The 21,912-nt window shown below is 65.4% G+C and carries 14 protein-coding genes and 1 pseudogene; 9 read left to right on the top strand and 6 right to left on the bottom strand.

All coding sequences use genetic code 11. The features are described from left to right. Positions 1-41 precede the first annotated feature (41 nt). The 5 genes from PT282_RS07085 to PT282_RS07105 all read left to right on the top strand — a co-directional run bounded on the left by PT282_RS07085 (position 42) and on the right by PT282_RS07105 (position 5,992). Positions 42-1,436: an MATE family efflux transporter gene (locus tag PT282_RS07085; protein ID WP_277168824.1), complete on the top strand. Its 1,395-nt coding sequence runs from the start codon at positions 42-44 to the stop codon at positions 1,434-1,436. Positions 1,437-1,667: 231 nt separating this feature from the next. Then, on the top strand, positions 1,668-2,099 hold the full coding sequence (locus tag PT282_RS07090) for a helix-turn-helix domain-containing protein (RefSeq protein ID WP_277168825.1): 432 nt from the start codon (positions 1,668-1,670) through the stop codon (positions 2,097-2,099). Between the two features lie 72 nt (positions 2,100-2,171). Then, complete coding sequence (locus tag PT282_RS07095) at positions 2,172-3,497, top strand: type II toxin-antitoxin system HipA family toxin (protein WP_277168826.1); 1,326 nt, start codon at positions 2,172-2,174, stop codon at positions 3,495-3,497. A 260-nt stretch (positions 3,498-3,757) separates the two neighbouring features. Continuing rightward, a complete protein-coding gene (locus PT282_RS07100) occupies positions 3,758-4,381 on the top strand; it encodes a MarR family winged helix-turn-helix transcriptional regulator (protein WP_277168827.1) in 624 nt (207 codons plus the stop codon). Between the two features lie 177 nt (positions 4,382-4,558). Continuing rightward, positions 4,559-5,992, top strand: coding sequence for an MFS transporter (locus tag PT282_RS07105; RefSeq protein WP_277168828.1), 1,434 nt, complete (start codon positions 4,559-4,561; stop codon positions 5,990-5,992). Positions 5,993-6,074: 82 nt separating this feature from the next. Here PT282_RS07105 and PT282_RS07110 read toward each other — a convergent pair whose 3' ends face one another. Both PT282_RS07110 and PT282_RS07115 read right to left on the bottom strand, forming a co-directional pair. Beyond that, on the bottom strand, positions 6,075-6,632 hold the full coding sequence (locus tag PT282_RS07110) for a type 1 glutamine amidotransferase domain-containing protein (RefSeq protein ID WP_277168829.1): 558 nt from the start codon (positions 6,630-6,632) through the stop codon (positions 6,075-6,077). 57 nt (positions 6,633-6,689) lie between these two features. Then, the gene (locus PT282_RS07115) at positions 6,690-8,774 is read right to left on the bottom strand and encodes a DUF6541 family protein (protein WP_277168830.1); all 2,085 of its coding nucleotides are present in this window, start codon (positions 8,772-8,774) and stop codon (positions 6,690-6,692) included. A gap of 345 nt (positions 8,775-9,119) precedes the next feature. On the opposite strand from PT282_RS07115, the gene PT282_RS07120 reads away from it, so the two are divergent. Next, complete coding sequence (locus PT282_RS07120) at positions 9,120-10,475, top strand: ABC transporter permease (protein WP_277168831.1); 1,356 nt, start codon at positions 9,120-9,122, stop codon at positions 10,473-10,475. Further along, complete coding sequence (locus PT282_RS07125; RefSeq protein WP_277168832.1) at positions 10,472-11,806, top strand: ATP-binding cassette domain-containing protein; 1,335 nt, start codon at positions 10,472-10,474, stop codon at positions 11,804-11,806. The genes PT282_RS07120 and PT282_RS07125 overlap by 4 nt, the downstream gene beginning before the upstream one ends. A 50-nt stretch (positions 11,807-11,856) precedes the next feature. Here the strand turns inward: PT282_RS07125 and PT282_RS07130 are convergent, their stop codons facing one another. The 4 genes and pseudogenes from PT282_RS07130 to PT282_RS07145 all read right to left on the bottom strand — a co-directional run bounded on the left by PT282_RS07130 (position 11,857) and on the right by PT282_RS07145 (position 18,141). Beyond that, positions 11,857-12,780 carry an HD domain-containing protein gene (locus PT282_RS07130; RefSeq protein WP_277168833.1) on the bottom strand — a complete coding sequence of 308 codons (924 nt, stop codon included), beginning with the start codon at positions 12,778-12,780 and terminating at the stop codon, positions 11,857-11,859. A gap of 107 nt (positions 12,781-12,887) precedes the next feature. After that, on the bottom strand, positions 12,888-13,715 hold the full coding sequence (locus tag PT282_RS07135) for a class II glutamine amidotransferase (RefSeq protein WP_277168834.1): 828 nt from the start codon (positions 13,713-13,715) through the stop codon (positions 12,888-12,890). A gap of 751 nt (positions 13,716-14,466) precedes the next feature. Further along, positions 14,467-16,696: pseudogene (locus tag PT282_RS07140) on the bottom strand (KUP/HAK/KT family potassium transporter); the annotation flags it as partial. A gap of 488 nt (positions 16,697-17,184) precedes the next feature. Next, positions 17,185-18,141, bottom strand: coding sequence for a TatD family hydrolase (locus PT282_RS07145; protein ID WP_277168835.1), 957 nt, complete (start codon positions 18,139-18,141; stop codon positions 17,185-17,187). A gap of 118 nt (positions 18,142-18,259) precedes the next feature. Between PT282_RS07145 and PT282_RS07150 the strand changes: the two genes are divergently transcribed. Both PT282_RS07150 and PT282_RS07155 read left to right on the top strand, forming a co-directional pair. Further along, on the top strand, positions 18,260-19,735 hold the full coding sequence (locus tag PT282_RS07150; protein WP_277168836.1) for a C1 family peptidase: 1,476 nt from the start codon (positions 18,260-18,262) through the stop codon (positions 19,733-19,735). Positions 19,736-19,816: 81 nt separating this feature from the next. After that, positions 19,817-21,910: a DUF4037 domain-containing protein gene (locus PT282_RS07155; protein WP_277168837.1), complete on the top strand. Its 2,094-nt coding sequence runs from the start codon at positions 19,817-19,819 to the stop codon at positions 21,908-21,910. Positions 21,911-21,912: the final 2 nt, after the last annotated feature.

Raw genomic sequence — 21,912 nt, forward strand, 5'->3', positions numbered from 1 at the left:
ATTTATCAACCCTAGCCTCGAAGCGGAAAGATGACACCAGCATGACCACAGACGCGCCCCAACGAACGCCGGACGACGAGGCCACCGGCCCGGCAGGCGCCATCGACGCGGCCGAGCGCCACCGCATCAACCGGCAGATCCTCGCGCTGGCCATCCCCACCTTCGGCCAGCTGATCGCCGACCCGCTCTTCGTGCTGATCGACACGGCCATCGTCGGCCACATCGGCGACACCGCTCTGGCCGGGCTTTCCATCGGCTCCACCGTCCTGCTCACCGTGGCGGGGCTCTGCAACTTCCTCGCCTACGGCACCACCTCGCGCGTGGGCCAGCTCATGGGCGCGGGGCGCAAGCGCGAGGGGCTCGAGACCGGCGTCGACGGGCTGTGGCTGGCGCTGATCATCGGACTGGCGATCTCGGCCGCCTTCTACGCCTTCGCCACACCGCTGTGCCGGCTGATGGGAGCGAGCGGCGAGGTACTGGCCAACGCGGTCGTCTACCTGCGCGCGGTCATCTTCGGGCTGCCCGGCATGCTGCTGGTCTACGCGGCCAACGGCATCTTCCGGGGGCTCAAGAAAGTGCGCATCACACTCGTCGCCGCCGTCCTGGGAGCGGCGCTCAACACGGCGCTCGACTTCCTCTTCGTCTTCGGCATGAACCTGGGGATCATGGGCTCCGGGCTGGCGACGCTCGTCGCGCAATGGTTCATGGGCATCTACCTGGTCGTCCCCTCACTGAAATGGGCGCACGACGCAGGGGCGTCGCTGGCTCCCAGGCTTTCCGGCATCACCGGCACCGCCGCCGACGGACTGCCGCTCTTCATCCGCACGCTGGCCCTGCGCATCTGCCTGGTGGCCACCGTCGTGCTCGCCACCCACATGGGCACCGAGGTGCTCGCCGGCTACCAGGCCGTCAACTCGAGCTGGAACTTCGTGCTGAACATGCTCGACGCCATCGGCATCTCCGGCCAGGCGCTCATCGCCACTGAGATTGGCGCGAAACGCTACGGCCGCGCCCGCGAGATGACGCGGATCTCGGCGAAGGCCGGCTTCTACGGCGGCATCGGCATCGCCGTGGCGCTCATCGTCTTCGGCATCTTCGCCGCCCCGATGTTCAGCCCCAATCCCGCCATCCAGCACCTCATCGTCATCGGCACCATCGTCGTGGCCATCTTCCTGCCGCTCGCCGGCTGGATGTGGGCGCTCGACGGCATCCTCATCGGCGCCGGCGACTACCGGTACCTCGCCATCACCTGCTCGGCCGTCACCGTGGTCTACCTGCCGCTGGTGCTGGCCCTCAACTTCATCGACAACGCCTTCGATCCCAGCGCCACCGTGCGCATGGTGCTGCTCTGGGCCGTCTTCAACGTCGTCTTCATCGGCGGCCGCTCGCTGTTCAACGGCCTGCGCGCCCGCGGCGACAAGTGGATGAGGAAATAGGCCGGAGTCGTTGCCGAGGCACACCCAATACGCCCTTCTCCATCCTGCCCATTCGACCTACCCATTCGATCTCGCGGCCAAATTGTTCGATTAACCGAACAATCGCAACATGTTCGGAATTCCAAACATTTTCAGAATGTTTCGAATTTGGCACATTGCGAAATTGTTTTGAATTCGAAACATTTCATCCTACAATTTTTACCTACGAAGCATTTCGCACAGGGAGGCATTATGGATACGTTCACCACACAAATACGCTCCATCCCGCAACTCTCGGTCAATCTTCGCGACGCAAGAAAAGCCAAAGGCCTTACGCAATCGCAACTCGCCCAGAGGACCCGCATTCCTCGCTCATGGCTCAGCAGGATGGAAAACGGAAAGATAGAGGATCCAAGCACCCAAAAAATCCTTGCCCTTTTCCGCGAACTAGGCATCACCGCCATCATCCAATATCCATTCTCGCGATCCGTTTCCCAGCCCGAACAATCAAGAGCAGCCAAATCACGGGCGAATCAATCGGAGAACAATACCAAAAGCGCTACGTCCCATAGCGCTCAGGCCAAGTCTCCCACAGGAGAGAAAACACTTGCGGAGCTGGCGGCAAACGGACAGCGCAAGGCCCAGGCATTCCTCGAGCGCATGGCCGAACAAACCAAAAAATAAAAAGATGGGGATTCCCGATACCATGGATACATCCGCCACCATCAATGAAGATAACCGCGAACGGAAGAAACGATGAGAACCAAGGAACTGCGCGTATACCTCGAAGGAAAGCCGATCGGAACATTACGCGAAGACAAAAACGGCAAGCATAGTTTTCTATATGACCAGGGCACCAAAGGGCAGCTGTCGCTATCGATGCCGCGGCAACTGGAACCTTGGACCGGCAAACCCGTCGAAGCCTACATTGACGGGGTGCTGCCCGACGACCGCACCATGCGGCAGCGCATCGGCAGGCTTTACGACGTCAGCACCAATAATCCTTTTGCGCTGCTTGCCTCGATTGGGCTCGACTGCGCAGGAGGAGTCCAATTCGTATCTTCAGAGAATCTGAATTTACTCGAGAAAGCCGAAATGCTACAGCCAATCTCCGAGAAGGAAATCGGGATACGCCTCACCGATCTTGCAAAAGACGCGCCCACAACCTGGCAAGGGCCAAACGAGCATTGGTCATTGAACGGCGCACAAGGGAAAATCGCGTTACGTCAAAAGAACAATCAGTGGTTCGAGGCGCTGGGAGCAGCGGTGACCACGCACATACTCAAACCAGGCGTCTCACAGTTGCATGAACAAGCCTTCGACGAATATATCTGCATGAAAACGCTTGAGAAACTCGATGTTTCCGTTTCAGAATCGACATTTCAAAGTTTTTCGGGCACCCCGGCCATAATCAGCACACGTTGGGATCGCAGACAACGAGTTGACGCCGATGGACAAACCCATATCACGAGAATCCATCAGGAAGACCTTTGCCAGGCCATGAGCTATATGACTCGGCAAAAATACCAGTCCGACGGGGGGCCGAGCGCGAATTCCATCATCGATTTCCTGCACGCCAATGCGTTCGCCGAAACCGACATCCTGCAGTTCGCCATCGGGCTGATGCTGAACTTCCTCATCGGCGGCACGGACGCGCACGCCAAGAACTACGCCATCCTGGAGCCCGTCGGCGAGGCGCCGAGATTCGCGCCGTTCTACGACATCGCCTCGATCTTCGCCTACGACGCGCGCGGCGACCGCAAGGGCGAGCGCAAGATGGCCATGTCGATCGGTGGCGAATACCACTATGAGCGCATCGGTCTGCGGCATTGGCTGCGCCTGTGCCAGGACACCAAGCTGGACGCCGAACTCGTCGCCGCCCTGCTGAAACACTATGCCGAGATCCTGCCCGACGCCTTCGCCGACGCCGCCAAGGCCGCCCTCGCCGACGCCGCCGGACTCGACATCGCACCTGAGTCGCGCACGACGCCCAACGGCAGCTCGGCCGGCGAGCGCCAGGAGCTGGTCAACCGCATCGGGGCGGGCATCAAGAGGCAGTGCGACGCCGTACTGGGCTGGTGACGCGCGCACTTTGGCGTCGACGTGAAACGCGAATCGGCCATTGCCCAAGGTTGTACGGTTGGTTCCTCGCTTAAGTGCGAGCGCGCGGCACGCCCAAAGTAGGGTATTCAAATCAGAAACCGCCATTTTCCGGGGTTCGGTTTTTGCATACCCCACTTTGAATGTGCCGCCAGCCGACTTCCCCGACCAATGTCCCGGCCCTCGATAGTATTTGTTAGTTAGCTAACGAATTAATTGTTGTCGAGAAAGTACGTGGACACATGACCGATACGCCGGACGGACGGCCGGAGAACTACGGCCGGCTGCTGCAGCAGGCCTCGAGCAGCATGGGCCAGGAGCTCGGCCGCTTCGCCGCGCGCTACGGGCTCACGGAAGTGCAGATGGCCGTCATCAACTTCATGAGCTCACAGCCCGGCGGGCAGGTGCCCCAGCACGCCATCGAGGCGGAGTTCCACATCCGGCGCTCGACGGTGACCGTCACCCTGCAGCGCATGGAGGCGCGGGGGCTGCTCACCCGCTCGCAGGCTGCCGACGACGCGCGGCGCAAGATCGTGCGTCTCACCGCCCGCGCCACACGCGACGTGGAGGCCATCCACCATTACATCGACCACGAGCAGCGCGAGTTCGAGCGACGCTTCTCCCCCACGCAGATTGACGATTTCAAGGCCGCGCTGGCCTTCTTCGGACGCGTGCACGACGACGAAGAGGCAGATCGGGACATGGCCGGCCTCGACGAGAGCCAAGACACAAACGTGGGCACCGGCGAACGCGGCAAAGCACCATCGCCGGCCACAACGACCACGACCACAACCGGTCCCACTACGATTCCGCCCACCCGCAAACGCGAATGCGCCGCAGACGTCGACCAGCTGCCGCCACGATAATTGCCAGGTCGCACGACCGTTGAGACAGCGCGAATCCCGTCGCCATCCTGCCGGCCACACCGGCCCGAAGCAAGCCTCTCGGCGCAACAGGCGCATCCGGCATCCCAATCACGTCAACACACAGACATCGATACAACAAACATCAATAACCTAACATCCAAAGGACCACAACAAGCAATGACATCCCCCTCATCAACGGCACCAACCACCGCGGACGGAGCCGCCGCGGCCAATCCACAACCATCGGCGAAAATCCCCGGCAAGGTCATCGGCTCGATCGTCGCCGCCGGCCTGCTCTCGCTGAGCGGCGTGACCGTGGAGACCGCCATGAACGTCACCTTCCCGACGCTCATGCACCAGTTCAAGATCAGCACCGAGACCGTGCAGTGGGTGACCACCGCCAACCTCCTGACCATCGCCATCGTCGTGCCGCTGAGCGCGATGCTCAAGGCGCGCTTCCGCACCAAGTCGCTCTTCCTGGTGGCGAACCTCTCCTTCCTGGTGGGCCTGGTCCTCGAAATCGTCACACCGAACTTCGCGCTCCTGGTCGCCGGCCGCGTCATCCAGGGCGTGGGCGCCGGCATCGCGCTGCCGCTGATGTTCAACATCATCCTGGAAACGGTGCCACCGCAGCGCATCGGCCTGATGATGGGCTTCGGCACGCTGCTCACGGCGGTCGCCCCGGCCATCGGCCCGACCTTCGGCGGCATCGTCGTCTCCAACACCAGCTGGCGCGTCATCTTCGTCTGCCTGCTGCCGGTCGTCTTCATCTCGCTGGTCCTGGGCATCGCCTGCATCCAGCAGGTCAGTGAGATCCGCAAGGTCACCTTCGACATCCCCAGCATCGCGCTCATCGCGTTGACCTTCTGCGGCCTGATCTATGGCTTCAGCTCCATGACCACCAAGCCGATCGTGAGCCTGCAGGTCGGCGGCGCCATCGTGGTCGGCCTCGTCGCGCTCGTGCTCTTCTGCGTCCGCCAGCTCAGGATCCCGGCCCCGGTCATCGACATCCGCACGCTGAAGAACCTGCGCTTCTCCGGCTTCGTGCTGGCGTTCTTCCTGCTCCAGGCCATCTCGCTGGCCCTCTCGTTCGTGCTGCCAAACTACCTGCAGCTGACCGACCACTCCTCGGCGCTCATCGCAGGCCTCACCGTGCTGCCGGGCGCGGCCTTGGGCGCCGCCCTCGCGCTGCTGGGCGGGCGCGTCTACGACGCCGTCGGCCCGAAGCCGCCGCTCATCCTCGGCGGGGCCTGCGCCATCATCGCCATGGCCTGCTTCTTCGGTTTCGGCCACCACCTGAGCAGCCTCGCCGCCGCGCTCATCTACCTGCTCTACATGTTCGGCATCGGCCTGAGCTCCGGCAACATCATGACCACCGGCCTCTCGCACCTCGGCCGCCACGAGCAGAGCATGGGCAACGCCATCTTCAACACCGCCCAGCAGTTCGCGGGCGCGTGCGGCACCTCGATCGCCTCCGCCATCCTCGCCGCGGGGCAGGCCGGCACCCCCGACATCGCCGCGGGCACCGCCACGGGTGCGACGATGGCCTTCATGGTCCTGCTGGTGGCGCTCGTCGTCGAGTTCGTCGACATCCTGCGAGCGCTGTTCTAGATTCCCGGTTACGAAAATCGAAGATATGAAAAATGAATGGCCGTTTTCAGCCATTCATTTTTCATATCGCTCACTTTTGTAACTACTCCCCGAGCGTCCGCTCGATCGCGCCCACGAAGGCGTCGAGGTCGGCGGGCTTGCGGGAGGTGATGAGCCTGAAGCCCTCGGCGTCGTCGACGTGCACCTCCTCGTCGACGTAGGTGCCGCCGGCGTTGACGAGGTCCGCGGCGATGTAGCGGCAGGCGGTGAGCGTCTTGCCCTTGAGCATATCGGCGTTGACCAGCAGCCAGGCGCCATGGCAGATCGAGGCGATGGGCTTGCCGGCCTTGGCGAAGCTCTGCGCCAGCTTCTGCGCCACCGGGTCGACGCGCAGGCGGTCGATGTTGCAGGTGCCGCCGGGCACGACGAGCATGTCGTAATCCGCGGCGGAAACCTCGCCGTAGGTGGTGTCGGCGTTGAGGATCTCGCCGGCGTAGCGGTCGTGGCGCAGCGTCTCGACGATGCCGGGCTCGGCCGCCGCCAGCGTCACGTCCGCGCCGTCCGCGCGCAGGTCACGCAGCGGCCGGGTCATCTCGGTCTCCTCGATGCCCCAGTTGCGCACGATGATCAGTACTTTCCTGCCTTCAAGCGATGCTGCCATGTCGGCTCCTTTCACGGTGATGTCCTTGCGTTTCCGTCCCTCCATTGTAGGGACGGCTCACGCCCGGCCGCAGTCGATGCGGTAGAGCGCCCAGCCCTTGGCGTAGGGGGCAAGCGAGCCGAAGTCCCGCACCTTGACGAGGGTGCCCTGGCGCTCGTAGGCGTCGATGAGGTCCTGACGGTGGAAGACGTCGTATTGCTGGCGGAACGTGAACATCTTGAGGCTCGGCGCCTGCGGTCCCATCGCCAGGAAGTACTTGGGCACGCCGCCGTCCACCGGACAGGTGGTCGCGGTGAGCTGACGCGGGTCGCCGGAGCCGAACGCGGCCTCGGTCTGGCCGAAGATGGCGCCATGCTTCTCGTGCATCGGGTTGTAGACCGGGAAGAGCATGTTGGCGCCGAACGCGGCCGAGCCGTACATCGAGCCGTTGAGCGGGTCGGAGATGATGAGCGCGTCGGTGCCGGTGATGGCGACGCTCTGGCGCAGCACCTGGTATTTCACGGCGGTGAGCTGCTCATCGTAGGGCTTGCCCGTGAGGGTCATGTTGCGGGCGATGTCGTCGCGCAGCTCGACGCGGGCCGTGTTGCCGAACTGGCAGGCCAGCGCCAGCGCCGCGAGCACGACGCCGGCGACCACCTTGCCGGCCAGACGCGGGAGCGCGGTGGCCTTGGTTTGCGACATTGTTTTCAGACCCGACTTCAGGTTCGGGCACGCGCGGGCCACGAGGCAGGCGGCGAAGACCAGCAGAGGGACGATCGCGAAGGGAATCATGGTCAGCGGGCGGGTCTCGGCGCGGTACCACGCCGCCGCCACGATGTTGGGGAACCAACCGGTCAGCGAGGTGGAGCAGACGTAGACGAGGCCGACCAGCAGGAAGTCGAGGATGAGCGCGATTGCGTCGCGGCGGACGGCGCGTTCAGGGTCGGTCGGCCTACCGGCAACGGTTGCAACGGCATTCGAATCGGCACTGGCGGCCGGGACAGGTTCGGAATCCGCAACCGAACCAGAACCGGAATCGGCATCGGTATTTGTAGCCGTGCCCGAATCGGCGACGGCCGAATCCGAACCCGCAGCCGCTTCGCCATGGCGACGCGTGCCGACGACCAGCCGCGGCCGCACCACGGCGGCGAGCGCGACCAGCAGGGCGAGGATGACGACGACGGCCATGAACGCGCCCGCCGGACCGCTGACGTTGTCGGTGACGAAGACGCGCAGCGCCTCGGGGACGGTGCGGTTGGGCTTGTAGGTGTGGAACCAGCTCGACGGGTCGAAGTAGCGCGTGGAATGGTAGTGGCCGGTCATATAGAAGAAGAACGCGACCGCGCACGCCACCACCGCGCCCAACGCCGCGACGATGAGTTTCCATGGCAGGCGCATCAGCATGAACGGGGCCATGAGCAGCAGCCAAGTGAAGGCGATGCGCGGGTGGGCGAAGATGCACAGCAGGCCAAGCAGCGCGGTGGCGGCCAGCCAGCGGACGACGTGGCGGCGGGAGGCCATGGCGTCGAAGAGGCGCAGCGTGGCGTAGAGCCAATATGGCAGCAGCGTGGTGGCCAGGCCGAACGAGATCAGCGGGCCGCTCGCCAGCATCTGGAAGGGATGGCTGGCTGACGAGACGGCGAGGACCGGCACGATGACCATCATGCAGCAGGAGAACGGGCGGGCCGAGAGGGCCTTCGGGGACGCTTCGTCATGTCCCGACCCGCTCGCGTCGGCCGCGCCCAACCGTGCCGCACGCCCGTCGACCTGGCGCGTCCAATAGCTGGCCAGCAGGCTCATGCCCGCCGGCCACACCAGACCGGAGGTGGCGAGCCAGACGATATTGAAGGCGGCGTAGATGCTCACGTTGACGCCGATCAGACGCCCTGCGGCGATCAGGCCGGCGGCGATCAGGTGGAACATGGGCGGGTAGTAGGCGTCGTTGGGCCACAGGCGCAGCGCGGCGCCGACGCCCTCACGCAGGATCTTGCGAATGAAGTAATAATGCGCCGGGGCGTCGATCTGCTGCAGCGGCAGGCTCCACGCGCCGGCCCCATTCGGGAACCAGGCCACGACGATGCCGAACGCCGCGAGGACCCCCGCCACCGCGCTCAGCGGCAGCGCCCACGCGCGCCATCCTCTGTTCCATATCCGCTTGACCATCACTCACATGGTAGCGGAACCGCGGCCGCGTGGGGCTCCGCCGGCCTATCTCGTAACCAAATCTGCATCTCGCCGACGCCCCACGCGACGGCCGCGCGCCAAGCCGACCTGTATGGCATCGAGGCCCCGTAAACGTTGCCCACACTGCGGCCTACCATCATATAAGGTCCCGCCGCGCACAGGTGGCAGCGGCGCATACGGGACGAGGCGCGCGGGGCGGCCGGCACAGACCAGCCGCGCGGCCAGGCCCGGACCGCAGGATTCCTAGGAAACGAGGGGCGGATGTTCGTACTGACCAATGCATGGACGACGGTATGGCGCCACAAATGGCGCAGTCTCGCGATCATGGTGGTCGCGGCACTGGTCATGTTCGGCGGCGTCTTCGCCACGGCCGTGCACACCGCCCAGCACCGGGCCCACACCACGGCCTACCGCACGCACCAGGTCACCGCGGTCATCCGCCCGACCGTCAAGGAGCGCATCCGCCAGTCCAACGCCGACTCCTCGGTCACCAAGCAGTACCTTTCGCTCGACGACTACACCAGCTACCTGATGGGCCTGCAGCAGGCCGGCATCCAGCCGCAGTACTCGATGAGCGTCTCCATGCCCATGCGCCAGACGGGCGCGGCGAAGGCAATCGCGGGCAAGGCCGACCGGGACGCCCAGAGCACCGGCGGCGAATACACGCTCTACGGCCTCTACGACAGCCATTCGGAGGACGTGAACATCCCCGGCAAGTTCAGGGTGACCCAGGGCAAGGGGCTCGACTACAAGTCGAAGAAGGGCAAAAGCGCCCTGGTCTCCGAGGCCTTCGCCAGGAAGAACAACCTGAAGCCCGGCTCGAAATTCAGCGTCGCCAATCCCAACGACGCCGCCAAGACCTACGCCTTCACCGTGCGCGGCGTCTACGCCTACACCGATCCGGCGCCGAAGGGCATGGGCGGCGACGCCAGGCTCGCCAAGAACAACCGCGCCAACGCCATCTACGTGGGCCCCTATGCCTTCGCCGACAACAAGCTCAACGACGACTCGGCGATCGGCTGGGCCGTGGCCAGGTTCGACGTCGGCTTCCGGTTCAACAGCCCCGACGAATACCAGATGTTCACCCAGCTCATCAGCTCGCGCAAGCTCGCCAAGGGCTACCGGATGAGCACGCCCGACCTCGACCGCTACGTCGCCTCCCTCAAGCCGCTCGACCGCTTCGACGCCCGGATGAGGCGCATGAGCATCGGGCTCTACGCGATGTGTGGGGCGCTCGCGCTGGCGCTGGTGGCGCTGAGCCTGTGCGGCAGGCGCGACGAGATCGCCATGGACATGGTCATCGGCGTGGTGCGTGGCCGCATCGGCTGGCAGTTCGCCCTGGAGACGCTGATGCCTTCGCTGCCGGGCCTGCTGGTAGGTGGCGTCGCCTCCGCGTTCGCTTCCAAGCCGTTGGGTGCGGCGCTGGTCGGCGGCAACGCGGCCAGGGTCGGTTCCGCCTGCTTCAAGCCGATGTGGTATTGCCTCGGGTTCGTGGCGCTGCTGGCGACGATGGCCTTCATGAGGGCCATCGTCGCGCGTATCGACCCGGTGTTCGACGTGCGGCAAGGCGGGCTGGGCGGCTCCGATACCGACGCATCCGAATCCAAGACCGATGCCGATCGGGACGCAGGCACAGATACAACGGACGGCACCGAGACGAGCGAGGAGGCGGAAGCATGAGCAGGAACACGGACGAAGCCAAGGACGGAACCGAGGACGAGGCCATGGCCAGGAACACGGACAAGGCAAGCGACAAGGCAGCTCAGATGAACGACGACTCCACCGACCAGAAGACCAAGGGCAGGGACAAGGACAACGACGCTGACACCTCCGGGGAGACCGCTACGGACGCATCGGAAACTCCCGAGGAAGTGGCCTATAGCGTCGTGTTCGACGACGAGGACGATGCCCTTCTCGATCTCGACGATGCCGATGACGACACCGCCGGCGAAGACGACGATGCCGTTGCCGAGGCCGACGCTGGCGCCAATGACGAGACCGAAGCCGCTGAGGATGGCGAGACGAAGGAAGCCCTGACTTCCAAAGATCCGTCACGCTCCGGCAAGGCGGACGGCGAATCCGCCGCTTCCGACAGCTCCCCGAAAGGCAAGACCAAGGCCAGTACGCACGATTCCGGCAAGACCGACTCTTCCTCCAAACCCAAGGCCAAGACCCGCAAACCCGCCAAGTCCCCGGCCGCCGAGCCCGCCTCGGCACTCGCCTCGAAGATCGACAGGGCGGAGGCCATCGAGGACAACATCCTGCTCAAGCCCAACCCCACCTTCGCCTTCGACCACGTCACGCTGCGCAACCGCAAGACCGGCCGCAACGCGCTCGACGACATCGACTGGCAGTTCTTCGCCGGCAAGCTCTACCTGCTGCGCGACGCCGATGACGAGCAGCGCCGGGCGTTCCTCGGCGCGGCGAGCGGCTTCCTGCGCCTCGACATCGGCCAGGTCACCGTGCGCAGCGTGAGCCTGATCGAGCTGGACACCGCCGAGATCCGCGGGCACCGCATCGCCCTGCTCACCCAGCGCCACAACCTGCGCGGCGACCTCGACGCGCTGGCCAACCTGACCTTCACGATGAAGTCCACCGGCCGCACGTTCCTCGAACCCGTGCCGGTGCGGGCGCGCAAGCTGCTCAAACGGGTCGGCTTCGACCAGGCCGCGACCGGGCTGCCGGTGAGCGAGCTGACCGAGCTCAACCAGCGCAGGGTGGCGATCGCCCGCGCGATCAGCTGCGACCCCACGGTCATCCTCGCCGACGACCCGGCGGGCGGCCTGGAGCCGGAGGACAGGGATGCGATTCTCGGTCTGCTCACCAAGCTGGCCCACAGCCGCGATCCGAAATACTGCGTCATCCTCGTCGCCCCCACGCTGGATGCGGCGGACGGCACCTCGGATGCGGATGCCGGCGAAGACGATAAGTCCGGCGACACCACCGACAGCCGACAAGACTCCCTCATCGGCGCCTATCTCGCCGCGGCCGACAAGACCTACGAGTTCTAGAAGACAGCGTCACCAGCGCCGAGACACAGGAATCTCGGCATGCCGTGACCTCACACCTCGCACTTCATCTTGAAGCGCTTGGCCAGGCCCGCGATGTCCGGCACGCCGTACTTGACCACCAGGTCGCGCCACGCCCGCTCGTTCTTCTCGCCGAAGCGGCGGGCCTTGCGCGCGTAGGCCTCGGCCGTCAGGAACCTGGGCGGGATGGATTTGCTGTTGTATTTGTCGGCCACCATCACCACCTCCTGCTCGAGGTTCATCGGCACATAGTCGGCCGGCGGCAACGGCAGGTGCTGCGAGACGACCTGCTCGCGGGTCAGCCCCACGCCGGTGTGGTTGCGCGCGAACTGCGCGATGGACTCGTCGACGCCTAGGCCCAGCAGGTAGTCGTATCCGCGCACGCCGTGCAGGATGTAGTTCGGCCCGTCGAATTGCAGCTTGCCGCCGTTCGAGCCGTCGTTGCGAAGCACCAGATAGGTGCCGATGTCGTGCAGCATCGCGCCCACGACGGCCAGGTTCTCGTCGAGCAGACGAGGGGGCACCGTGCCGCCACGCACGCCGTCGGTCGGCGGCACCACGGGGGCCACATGCTTGGCGATGGTGGCGGGGGTGACCGTGGCCGGCATGCCGTCCGCCTTCTTCGCCGGAACCGCGCCCGAAGCGCCAGAGGTACTGGCATTATGAGTGTCCTTGGCATCCGCGCTATTGACAGCGCCGCTGGCTCCTCTTCCTTCGGGCCGCGCCTTCACCGTCAGCCCTCCGTCCAGCGGGTCGAATCCGCCGGTGAGCTCGGGGGCGTTCTTCGGCAGCGTGCAGCGCCTCGTGAACAGCGCGTTCTGCCGCCGCACCAGCTCCCTGGTGATGGTGGCGATGATGACGCAATGGGTGTGGATGAGGTCGTAGGCGGCCGGCGACGGCGCGATCTTGCGGTGCATCTCGTCGACCTGCGCGAGTGTGGGAACGAATCCAGTCATGCTCTCCATTGTAGGGAATGTTTCTTGGGACGCGATTCCCGGCGGTGGCAGCGCATAGCGGTGCAGTGGCGGCGACGACGATAAATGCGGCGAAGGGCGATCGCGCCTCACAGCTCCTGGATGTCGAAGTCCCCGGTGGCGTGCGAGATGACCAGCATATGGTTGTTGGCCAGGTCGCGCCACCCCTCGTCGGCGCGCTGGCGGAACCCGGAGCTCGCCACGACGACGCCCTTGATGCCGTCGCCGCCCGAATCCTGCCCGGAGCCGCCGATGGTGCGGTAGCGGATCGCGTTGTAGTCCTTGGCCTGACCGGTCCAGCCGTAGTCGTCATAGAAGTCGACGATGCCGGCGTGCGTCCGCTCGCTGCCCACGGCGCGCACCGCGACCATACACGAGCCGTCCTGGGCCACGCAGTTGTAGCTGGAGTCGGGGTAGGTCTCGCGCAGCTTGGCGAGGCCCCGGCGCACGGCCTCGGGCAGCTTGAGCCCTTCGCGCATGAAGCGCAGGATGACGGCGAAGAAGATGGCGGAATCGCTGCGTTTGCTGATCTCGCCCAGGATCTCCTGGTCCACGTCGAACTCCGGGTTGTCGAGGATGCTGACGCCGTCGGCCGAGGAGATGTGGCCGTTGTGGATGAAGCTGACGCCGTCCAGGACGAAGGGCTGCTGGTTCTTGAGGATGCCCGGCACCCCGGGGCTGCCCCAGCGCAGGTGCCAGAGGGCGCTGCGGGCCGGCGCCTCGGCCAGCGGCTCGAACTGCCCGTCCTGGTAGGCGGCCATCGTGGTGTGGTACGACCGCTCGTGGCCCACGTCCCAGATCTTCGCCCGGGAGCCCGGCCCGCAATACATCGACACGCCCCAGCCGTCGCGGTGGATCTCGCTGAGACGACGGAAATCGGCGGTGTCGCGCCGCCCGAGGACATCACTCAAACTCAACTGCGCCGCGTTGACGCTATACCCAAGAAGTCTGCACATAAGGCCTCACTATAGCGACCGGTTTTTAAGCGCGCGTGAACCTTGCACGAAAATCGCCATAGATGTTATCTCTACCACGCGCAAACCGACCCGGAACGCCAGCGCCCCGGAGCCGATCGACAGACCGAATCCGGGGCGCTGGCACCCGATGGCGCTTACTTGGCGGCAGGCTCGCCGTCCTTCTTGGAGGCCGAGCCACCGTCCGATTTTGCGGCGGATCTGCCGGTCTTCCTCACGGCGGCCTTCTTGGCGCTCGGTTTGGCAGCCGACTTCGCATCCGCCTTGCCGGCATCCTTCTTGGCAGTGTCCTTCTTGGCAGTGGCCGGGGCGTCGTGCCCGACTTGCTCGGCGGAGGCCTTCCTCTTCGGCTTCGACGCGGCGGCCGACTTGTGGGCATCCGCCTTCCTGGCGTCCGTCTTCGCAGCGTCCTTCACCTTGGGCATCACGATGGTCGTCTCGGCCTCGGTGGGCAGCGGCACGGCCTTCATCGGCAGCGGCACATCCTTCACGGAGACCTTGGCGGCTGCGGACTTGGCCGACGTCTTGACCTTCGCGGACTTCGCTGCGGACTTGGCCTTGCCCGTGGCCTTGGCCGACGTCTTGGCTACGGACTTGGCAGCGGTCTTGGCATCAGCCTTCGTCTCGGCGCCGACCTTGACGACCGCCTTCGCCCCGGCCTCGTCCTTGGTGCGGCGCGGCTTGCGCATCGCCTTGCGCTGCAGGCGCGGCGGCCTGCGGGTGGAGACGAACAGCGGCTGCACCTCGGTCACCGGGTTGTAGGGAGCCAGGCCGAACCACTTGACCGGCGAGCCGGCGAGATGGCGGATGGCGTACTTGGCCTTCAGGCTCAGCGCCTCGCGCGCGGTGATCTTCGACTCCGGCATCAGCGCCTTGTGCACCAGCACGTAGCGCACGGTGCCGATGTCGGGGTCGGCGTCCACCTTCGGGTAGACCGAGGTCTGCAGCGGCAGCTCGCCCGATTCGGAGAGGTCGTGCATCACCTGGTGGATGTAGGCGGGGATGGACTGCGAGACCTTGAAGCCGAGACGGATGCGCACGCGGAAGATATAGTCCGTGTCGAAGTTCTCCACGGAGTACTCACGCGTGAACGGCTCGTCGGTGGTGACCACCGAGACGGCCCACCAGGCGCGGGCGCGCTTGGGATGGTCGGCGAAGATCGAGAAGAAGATGTCGGTGTCGAGCCGGCGCATCTCGGCGTCCGAGGTGAGGTAGACGATGTTGTCGGCGAAATACGGGATGCGGAAGTCGTCATGCAGCTTGGCCAGCGCGGGCTTGAAGTCGCGCGGGCGCATGTGACGGCGCTGCGAGCGCTCGATCTTCGTGCCGTCGTTCCAGGTGATCATGACCAGCAGGATCAGCGCGGTGAGCAGCATCGTGAACCAGCCGCCGTGCAGGAACTTCGCCATGGAGGCGACGAAGAAGAGCGTCTGGATGGCGATGAACACCACAAAGAAGATGCCGGCGAAGACGCGATGGTGGTGGTACCAGATGTAGACGCTCAGCAGGATGGTGGTGGTGATCATCGTGATGGTGAGCGCCAGTCCGTAGGCCGCCGAGATGTGCTCGGAATCCTTGAAGAGGCCCAGCACGCAGAGCGTGGCGACGCAGAGCACCAGGTTGATGACCGGGATGTAGAGCTGGCCGCGCGTGCGGGCCGGGTAGCGCACCTGCAGATGTGGCATCCAGTTGAGGCCGGTGGCCTCCGAGACCATCGTGAAGGCGCCGGTGATCAGGGCCTGCGAGGCGATCACGCCCGCCGCCACGGAGAGGATGACGCCGATGTAGCGCACGTTGGGGCTCATCATCTCGAAGAACGGGTTGACGTTGGCCAGCGCCGTGTTGCCCTGGTTGCGCAGCATCCACGCGCCCTGCCCGAAGTAGTTGAAAACGAGGGCGACGAAGATGAAGGGCCAGGTGAAGTAGATGTTGCCGCGGCCCACGTGGCCCATGTCGGAGTAGAGCGCCTCGGCGCCGGTGGTCGACAGGAAGACGGTGCCCATGATGGCCAGGCCGGCCACGTTGTGCGGGCTGAAGAGGAAGCGGATGCCGTAGACCGGGTTGATGGCCTCGAAGATGGACCAGTCACCGCCGAGGTTGGCGATGCCGGTGATCGCCAGGAAGGCGAACCAGACCATGACCACCGAGCCGAAAACCTTGCCGATGCGCTCGGTGCCGCGCGACTGGACGCTGAAGAGCACCACGATGATGACGACAGTGATCATCAGCGAGAGGTTCTGGTTGTCGTGGAAGACCGGCTGGAAGACCGGGATGGATTTCAGGCCCTCGACTGCCGAGGAGATGGAGACCGCGGGGGTGAGGACCGAGTCCGCCAGGAACGCGGCGCCGCCCAGCATCGCGGGGATGACCAGCCACCGGCCGTACTTGCGGATCAGCGAGAAGAGCGCGAAGATGCCGCCCTCGCCCTTGTTGTCGATGCGCATGGCCACGAAGACGTATTTGACGGTGGTGATCAGCGTGATCGACCAGAAGACCAGCGAGAGCAGGCCGAGCACCGCCGGGCGGTCGATGTTGCCGAGACCGCCCTGGCCGGCGAGGAAGGTCTGCGAGGTGTAGAGCGGCGAGGTGCCGATGTCGCCATAGACCACGCCGAGCGCGACGATGGCCATGCCGAGCGTCACCTTGTCACGGCTGGACTGCATCTTGCGCCACCAGCGGCCGATGGGCCCGTGGCTCGCCTTCGCCAGGCGCTGCGCCTCCTGGCGCTCCTCCTCGCGGTGCTTGGCGATCTCCTTGCGCTCCTCGGCGGTCAGCGTGCGGCGCGAGACCTTGGGGGCGTTGGTGAAGGTGTCGGCGCGGAGCAGCGCGCGCTTCTCGGCCTTCTCCGCGTCGATGGCGTCCTGGCGCACACGCGCCTTGCCGTCGCGTGCGGCCTTCCTGGCCTTGTGGGCCTCCTTGAGCACCTCGCGGCGCACCTCATGGCCACCGATCTTCGCCGCCGAGGTCCGGGACGACTTGGGTTTCGCGGCGGCCTTCGACGTGGTTTTGGATGCGGACCCGGACGCGGATTCCGCGGGCGCCTTGGCCGTCGATGCGGCCGCCGGCTCCGAAGCGCCTTTCGCGGTCGACCTGGCCGCATCCTTCGCGGCGGCTTTCGGAGTCGGTTTCGCGGCCGAACCTGATTGGGGACGCGAAGCCCCCTGCTGCTGTGGTTGCGCCATGACATGCCCTCCCGAGGCGGTGCTTCTCTCCGCATTCACCATAGTTCGCGCCTGTTGCGGACGCTTCATAAACTTAAACCAACGGGCCAGTTTAGCCATCCGGCCTGAATTTGCCAAAAACGACGTGGACATCCAAGATGCGAAAACGTGGCGCGCTGCCCGCACAATGCGATTGCGGCGTTATTCACCGTATTTGGCAAAAATAATTTTCGCGCCGGAACGCAAGCCCTTTATATGCCATAGACGGCCTTCGTAGTGCGCCGTGTCGCTTTGGCTATCTCGCCTATCGGCAAATCCATCGTGTCGGCGAGCGCCCTGAGGGTGTAGGGAATCATGTAAGGCGCGTTGGTGCGGCCGCGGTAGGGCATCGGGGTGAGATAGGGAGCATCGGTCTCCACCATGATATGGTCGAGCCCCACGATGGCCGCCGAGTTGCGGATCTCCTCGTTGCCCTTGAAGCTCGAGGTGCCCGAGAAGCTCAGGTACCAGCCGTGCTCGCGGGCGATCTCGGCCATCTCGGTGTCGCCGGCGTAGCTGTGGAAGACGGTGCGCTCGGGGCTGCCGTCCCTCAGCAACGTCTCGACGACCTCCCTGTGGGCGTCGCGGTCGTGGATCTGCATCGGCAGGTCGAGCTCCTTGGCCAGCGCGATGTGGGCGCGGAAGGCCTCGCGCTGGATCTCCATCGCCGCCGCACCGGTGCGGAAGAGATCCATGCCCGTCTCGCCGATCGCCACCACCTGCTCGGGGTAGGTGGTCGCCAGGCGGTGCACCTCGGCCAGCGCGTCCTCGAAGCTCACGTCATGCCAGGGCTGGTATTTCAGCGGCAGGCCGTCGGGGCCGGGCACGCCGCGATGGCCGTGCAGCACCGCCTCGTTGGGGTGGATGGCCAGGGCGTTGTGGACGCAGTCGGGGTGGTCGAGCGCCACCTGCACCGCCACCTTGAGGTTGGGTAGCTCGCAGCCCACCTCGATGACGCCCTCGACACCGACCGCCTTGGCCTGCTCGAGGATCTCGTCGACGTCGTAGACCGGCACGGGCGGCTGGTCGCGCTCGAGGGCCTGCCGGTTCATCTCCTCGGCGAATGCGGGGACGGATTCGATGTGGGTGTGGTTGTCGATCACCTGCGCGTCGGCCGGCAGGGCTTCGGGCGCCGGCGCCCAGCTGCGGTCACGATGTCGTCTGCTCATGCCCCCAATCCTAGTCGCCGTATGGCCTGCGGACGCCATGGCGACGACGTATCGGAACAGGATTAAGGTAGGAGTCAATATTTTCGAAAACGTACGGACCACATGGCAAGGAGCATTCATGGCTGCATCGACGACCAACGGCAACGCCGCCAAGGCACTGGGAAGCGACGAGATCAGGCACTACAGCGAGGCGTTCAACGGGCAGCGGGCCAACCGGGTGGCGGCCAACGCGGCCGTCTCGGCCGGTGTGCTCAAGGCCGCGACTGACTACCACGGGGCGCGCGCCATGCCCCGCGACTTCTCGATCGAGCTCAAGCAGGGCGCGATCACCAACCAGGAGCGCTCGGGCCGCTGCTGGATGTTCGCCGCGCTCAACACGCTGCGCTACGAGGTGATGCACCGCTGGAACCTCGAGGATTTCGAGTTCTCGGAGACCTACCTTTTCTTCTGGGACAAGGTGGAGAAGTCGAACGCCTACCTCGAGAACGTGCTCGCCACGCTCGACGAGCCGACCGACAGCCGCCTCTTCCAGGCCATCAACGAGTACCCGGCCGACGACGGCGGCTGGTGGCAGATGTTCGTGGGCCTGGTCGACAAGTATGGCCTGATGCCGAAATCCGCCTACCCCGAATCCGCGAATTCGCGCGATTCCCTCTATTTCACGGAATACCTGACCATGAAGCTGCACGAGTTCGCCATCGACCTACGCGACCGCCACGAGGCCGGGGCCACGCTCGAGGAACTGCGCGACATCAAGGTCAAGGACATGGAGACCATCTACCGCATCTGCGCGGTGGCGCTCGGCGAGCCGCCGGCCACCTTCGATTTCCTCGCGCGGGTCAAGGGCGACGATGACGACAAGAGCGACGAAAACGGCAAGAAAGATGCCAAGGACTCCGCCGCCCAGAAGGCCGCCGACGCCAAACGCAAGGCCGACGCGAAGGCCGGCATCGACACTTCCAAGCAGATCCGCGAATACGGCATCACCCCGATGGAGTTCTACCACAAATACGTGCCGGTGGACGTGGACGATTTCGTCACCATCTGCAACGCGCCGATGAAGCGTACCCCGTTCAACAAGCACTACGAGATCAAATACTCCTCCAACATCGCCGAGCTGCCGGGCATGCGTTACGTCAACGTGGCGGCCGACGTCTTCCACAAGGCCGCGATCGATCAGCTCACCGCCGGCCACCCTATCTGGTTCGCCTGCGATTGCGACAAGTTCGCCCTGCGCGGCCCCGGCGTCTTCGACGAGGCGACCGTGCGCGTCGACCAGCTGTTCGGCACCACGTTCGACATAAGCAAGGCGCAGGGCCTCGAATACGGCGACTGCCCGAGCAACCACGCGATGACGCTCACCGGCGTGAACATCGCGCCCGACGGCCAGGCCGACCGCTGGAAGATCGAGAACAGCTGGGGCAAGGCCAACGGCGAGGACGGCTACTACGTCGCCTCCGACCAGTGGTTCGGCCGCTTCGTCACCGAGCTCATCATCCGCAAGGAGTTCCTGAGCCCGGAGATCCTCGCCATCGCCGGGCAGGAGCCGGTGATGCTCGAGCCGTGGGAGCCGATCACCGCCCGCTGCGAATAGGCGGCTGAGGGGCGAAACCCCGGCCGCTCCCCGATGCCGGAAACGCATAGACTGGTGGAAGAACGACATCAAGGAGCGGCAATGACGACAACCAGCGACAGCGACGACGAGACCCAAGGCACCAAGACCACCTTCAGCACCGACGAGTTCCTGAGCGGCCTCGACGCCATCTTCGACGCGCACCAGGCCGCCACCAAGGCCGAGCCCTACCTGTTGCAGGCCATGACCAATGCCGAGAATGCCGGCGACGACGCGGGCCTGCTCACCGTGCTCAACGAGACGATGGGCTTCTACCGCTCGCACGGCAAGCACCAGGAGAACCAGTGGATCATCCAGCGCGCGCTGGAACTGGGCCTCAAGATGCGCATCGACGGCACCGAGGCCTGGACCACCACGCTCATCAACGCGGCCACCGGCATGCGCGCGGCCAAGCAATACGACCAGGCCAAGGACCTCTACCGGCAGGCGCTGGAATCGGCCAGGACGACGCTGAAGCCCACCGACCGGCGCGTGGCGGCGCTGCACAACAACATCTCCATGCTCTATAGCGAGACCGGCGACCTGGAGAAGGCGCAGCACGAGCTCGAGGCGGCGCTCGGCGTGCTCGAGGCGTCCAGCGTCAACGCCGAGGCCGACATCGACGTGGCCTCCACCCACACCAACCTCGCACTGGTGCTGCTGCAGCGGGCCAGCGGGGCCTCCCAGGCGCCATCCGGGCGCGACGAACTGCTGCGGCAGGCCATGGCGCACGCGGCGAAGGCCCTCAGGATCTACGAGACCGGCCACCTACAGCACAGCGCCCACTACGCCTCGGCCCTGGCCGGATACGCGCAGACCTGCTTCGCCGCCGGCCAGTTCGCCAAGGCCGTGGCCACCTACCGCAAGGCGCTCGACATCATCGTGGAATGCTATGGCAAGGACACCGATTACTACCGCATCACCGCGGCGAACCTGGCCGAGGCACAGCATGCCGCGGACGCGATGAAGGAGCACGAGCAACGAGACGGACACGATGACGGGGCCGCGCAGGGCAAGGAAACCAGAGACGAGACGGCACCTGCAACGGCAACGACTCCGGCCGCCGCGCCCTCGACGAAACAGACTCCGGAATCGTCTCAATCGACCGAGTCATCTCCATCCTCCGTACCCAAGCCCCGGCCCGACATCAAGGGCCTCAAGCTCGCCCGCGCCTACTGGCAGACCTATGGCAAGCCGCTGATCGCCGAGAAATACCCCGACTACCAGGGCCGCATCGCCGCCGGGTTGGTGGGCCACGGCTCGGAATGCTACGGCTTCGACGACGAGTTCTCGCACGACCACGACTTCGGCCCGGGCTTCTGCCTGTGGCTCGACGACGAGGACTACGAGGCCATCGGAGACAAGCTTCAGGCCGACTACGAGGCCCTGCCGCAGGAGTTCATGGGCTTCGGCCCCCGCGAGCAGACCGCACGCGCGCAGGGCGGCTCACGGCGCGTGGGCGTCTTCCGCATCGGCGACTTCTTCGAGTCGATCACCGGCTACCGCCAGGCCCCGCCCGCCGAGAAGCCGCACGAGTGGCTGCTGCTCGACGAGCCGACGCTGGCCGCGGCGACCAACGGCGAGGTGTTCGCCGACCCGCTCGGCCTCTTCTCCAAGACGCGCCAGGGCTTCAAGGCGATGCCCGACGACGTGCGCCTCTCGCTTCTCTCGCGCCGGCTCGGCATGGTCGCGCAGGCCGGCCAATACAACCTGCCCCGCATGCTGAAGCGCGGCGATGGCGCGGCGGCGTGGCTCTCCATCCACGAGTTCGCCAGCAACGTCATCTCGCTGGTCTTCCTATTGAACGAGCCGATGCGCGCAGGCTACATGCCCTATTACAAGTGGCAGTTCAAGGCGCTGCGCAAGCTCAGCGGCATGATGTTCGCCGTGCTGCCCGACGTCTGCGCGCGGCTCGAGAACGTGCTGCGCCTCTCGTCGGCGGCCTGCTTCGGCGGGGCCGGGTTCGGCGAGGGCGGCAAGGGCAGCAAGCCCGCACAGGAGCAGGTGCAGTCGATCGTGGAGGGCATCTGCGTGAGCATCGTCGACGAGCTCAAGCGCGAGGGCCTCACCGACAGCGACGAGGCGTTCCTGGAGTGGCAGCGGCCCTATGTGGAGGCGCATATCGGCGGCGGCGACAGTGTGCTGCGCAGCCTCTAGCG

This window comes from Bifidobacterium sp. ESL0763, assembly GCF_029433395.1.
Lineage (GTDB): Bacteria > Actinomycetota > Actinomycetes > Actinomycetales > Bifidobacteriaceae > Bifidobacterium.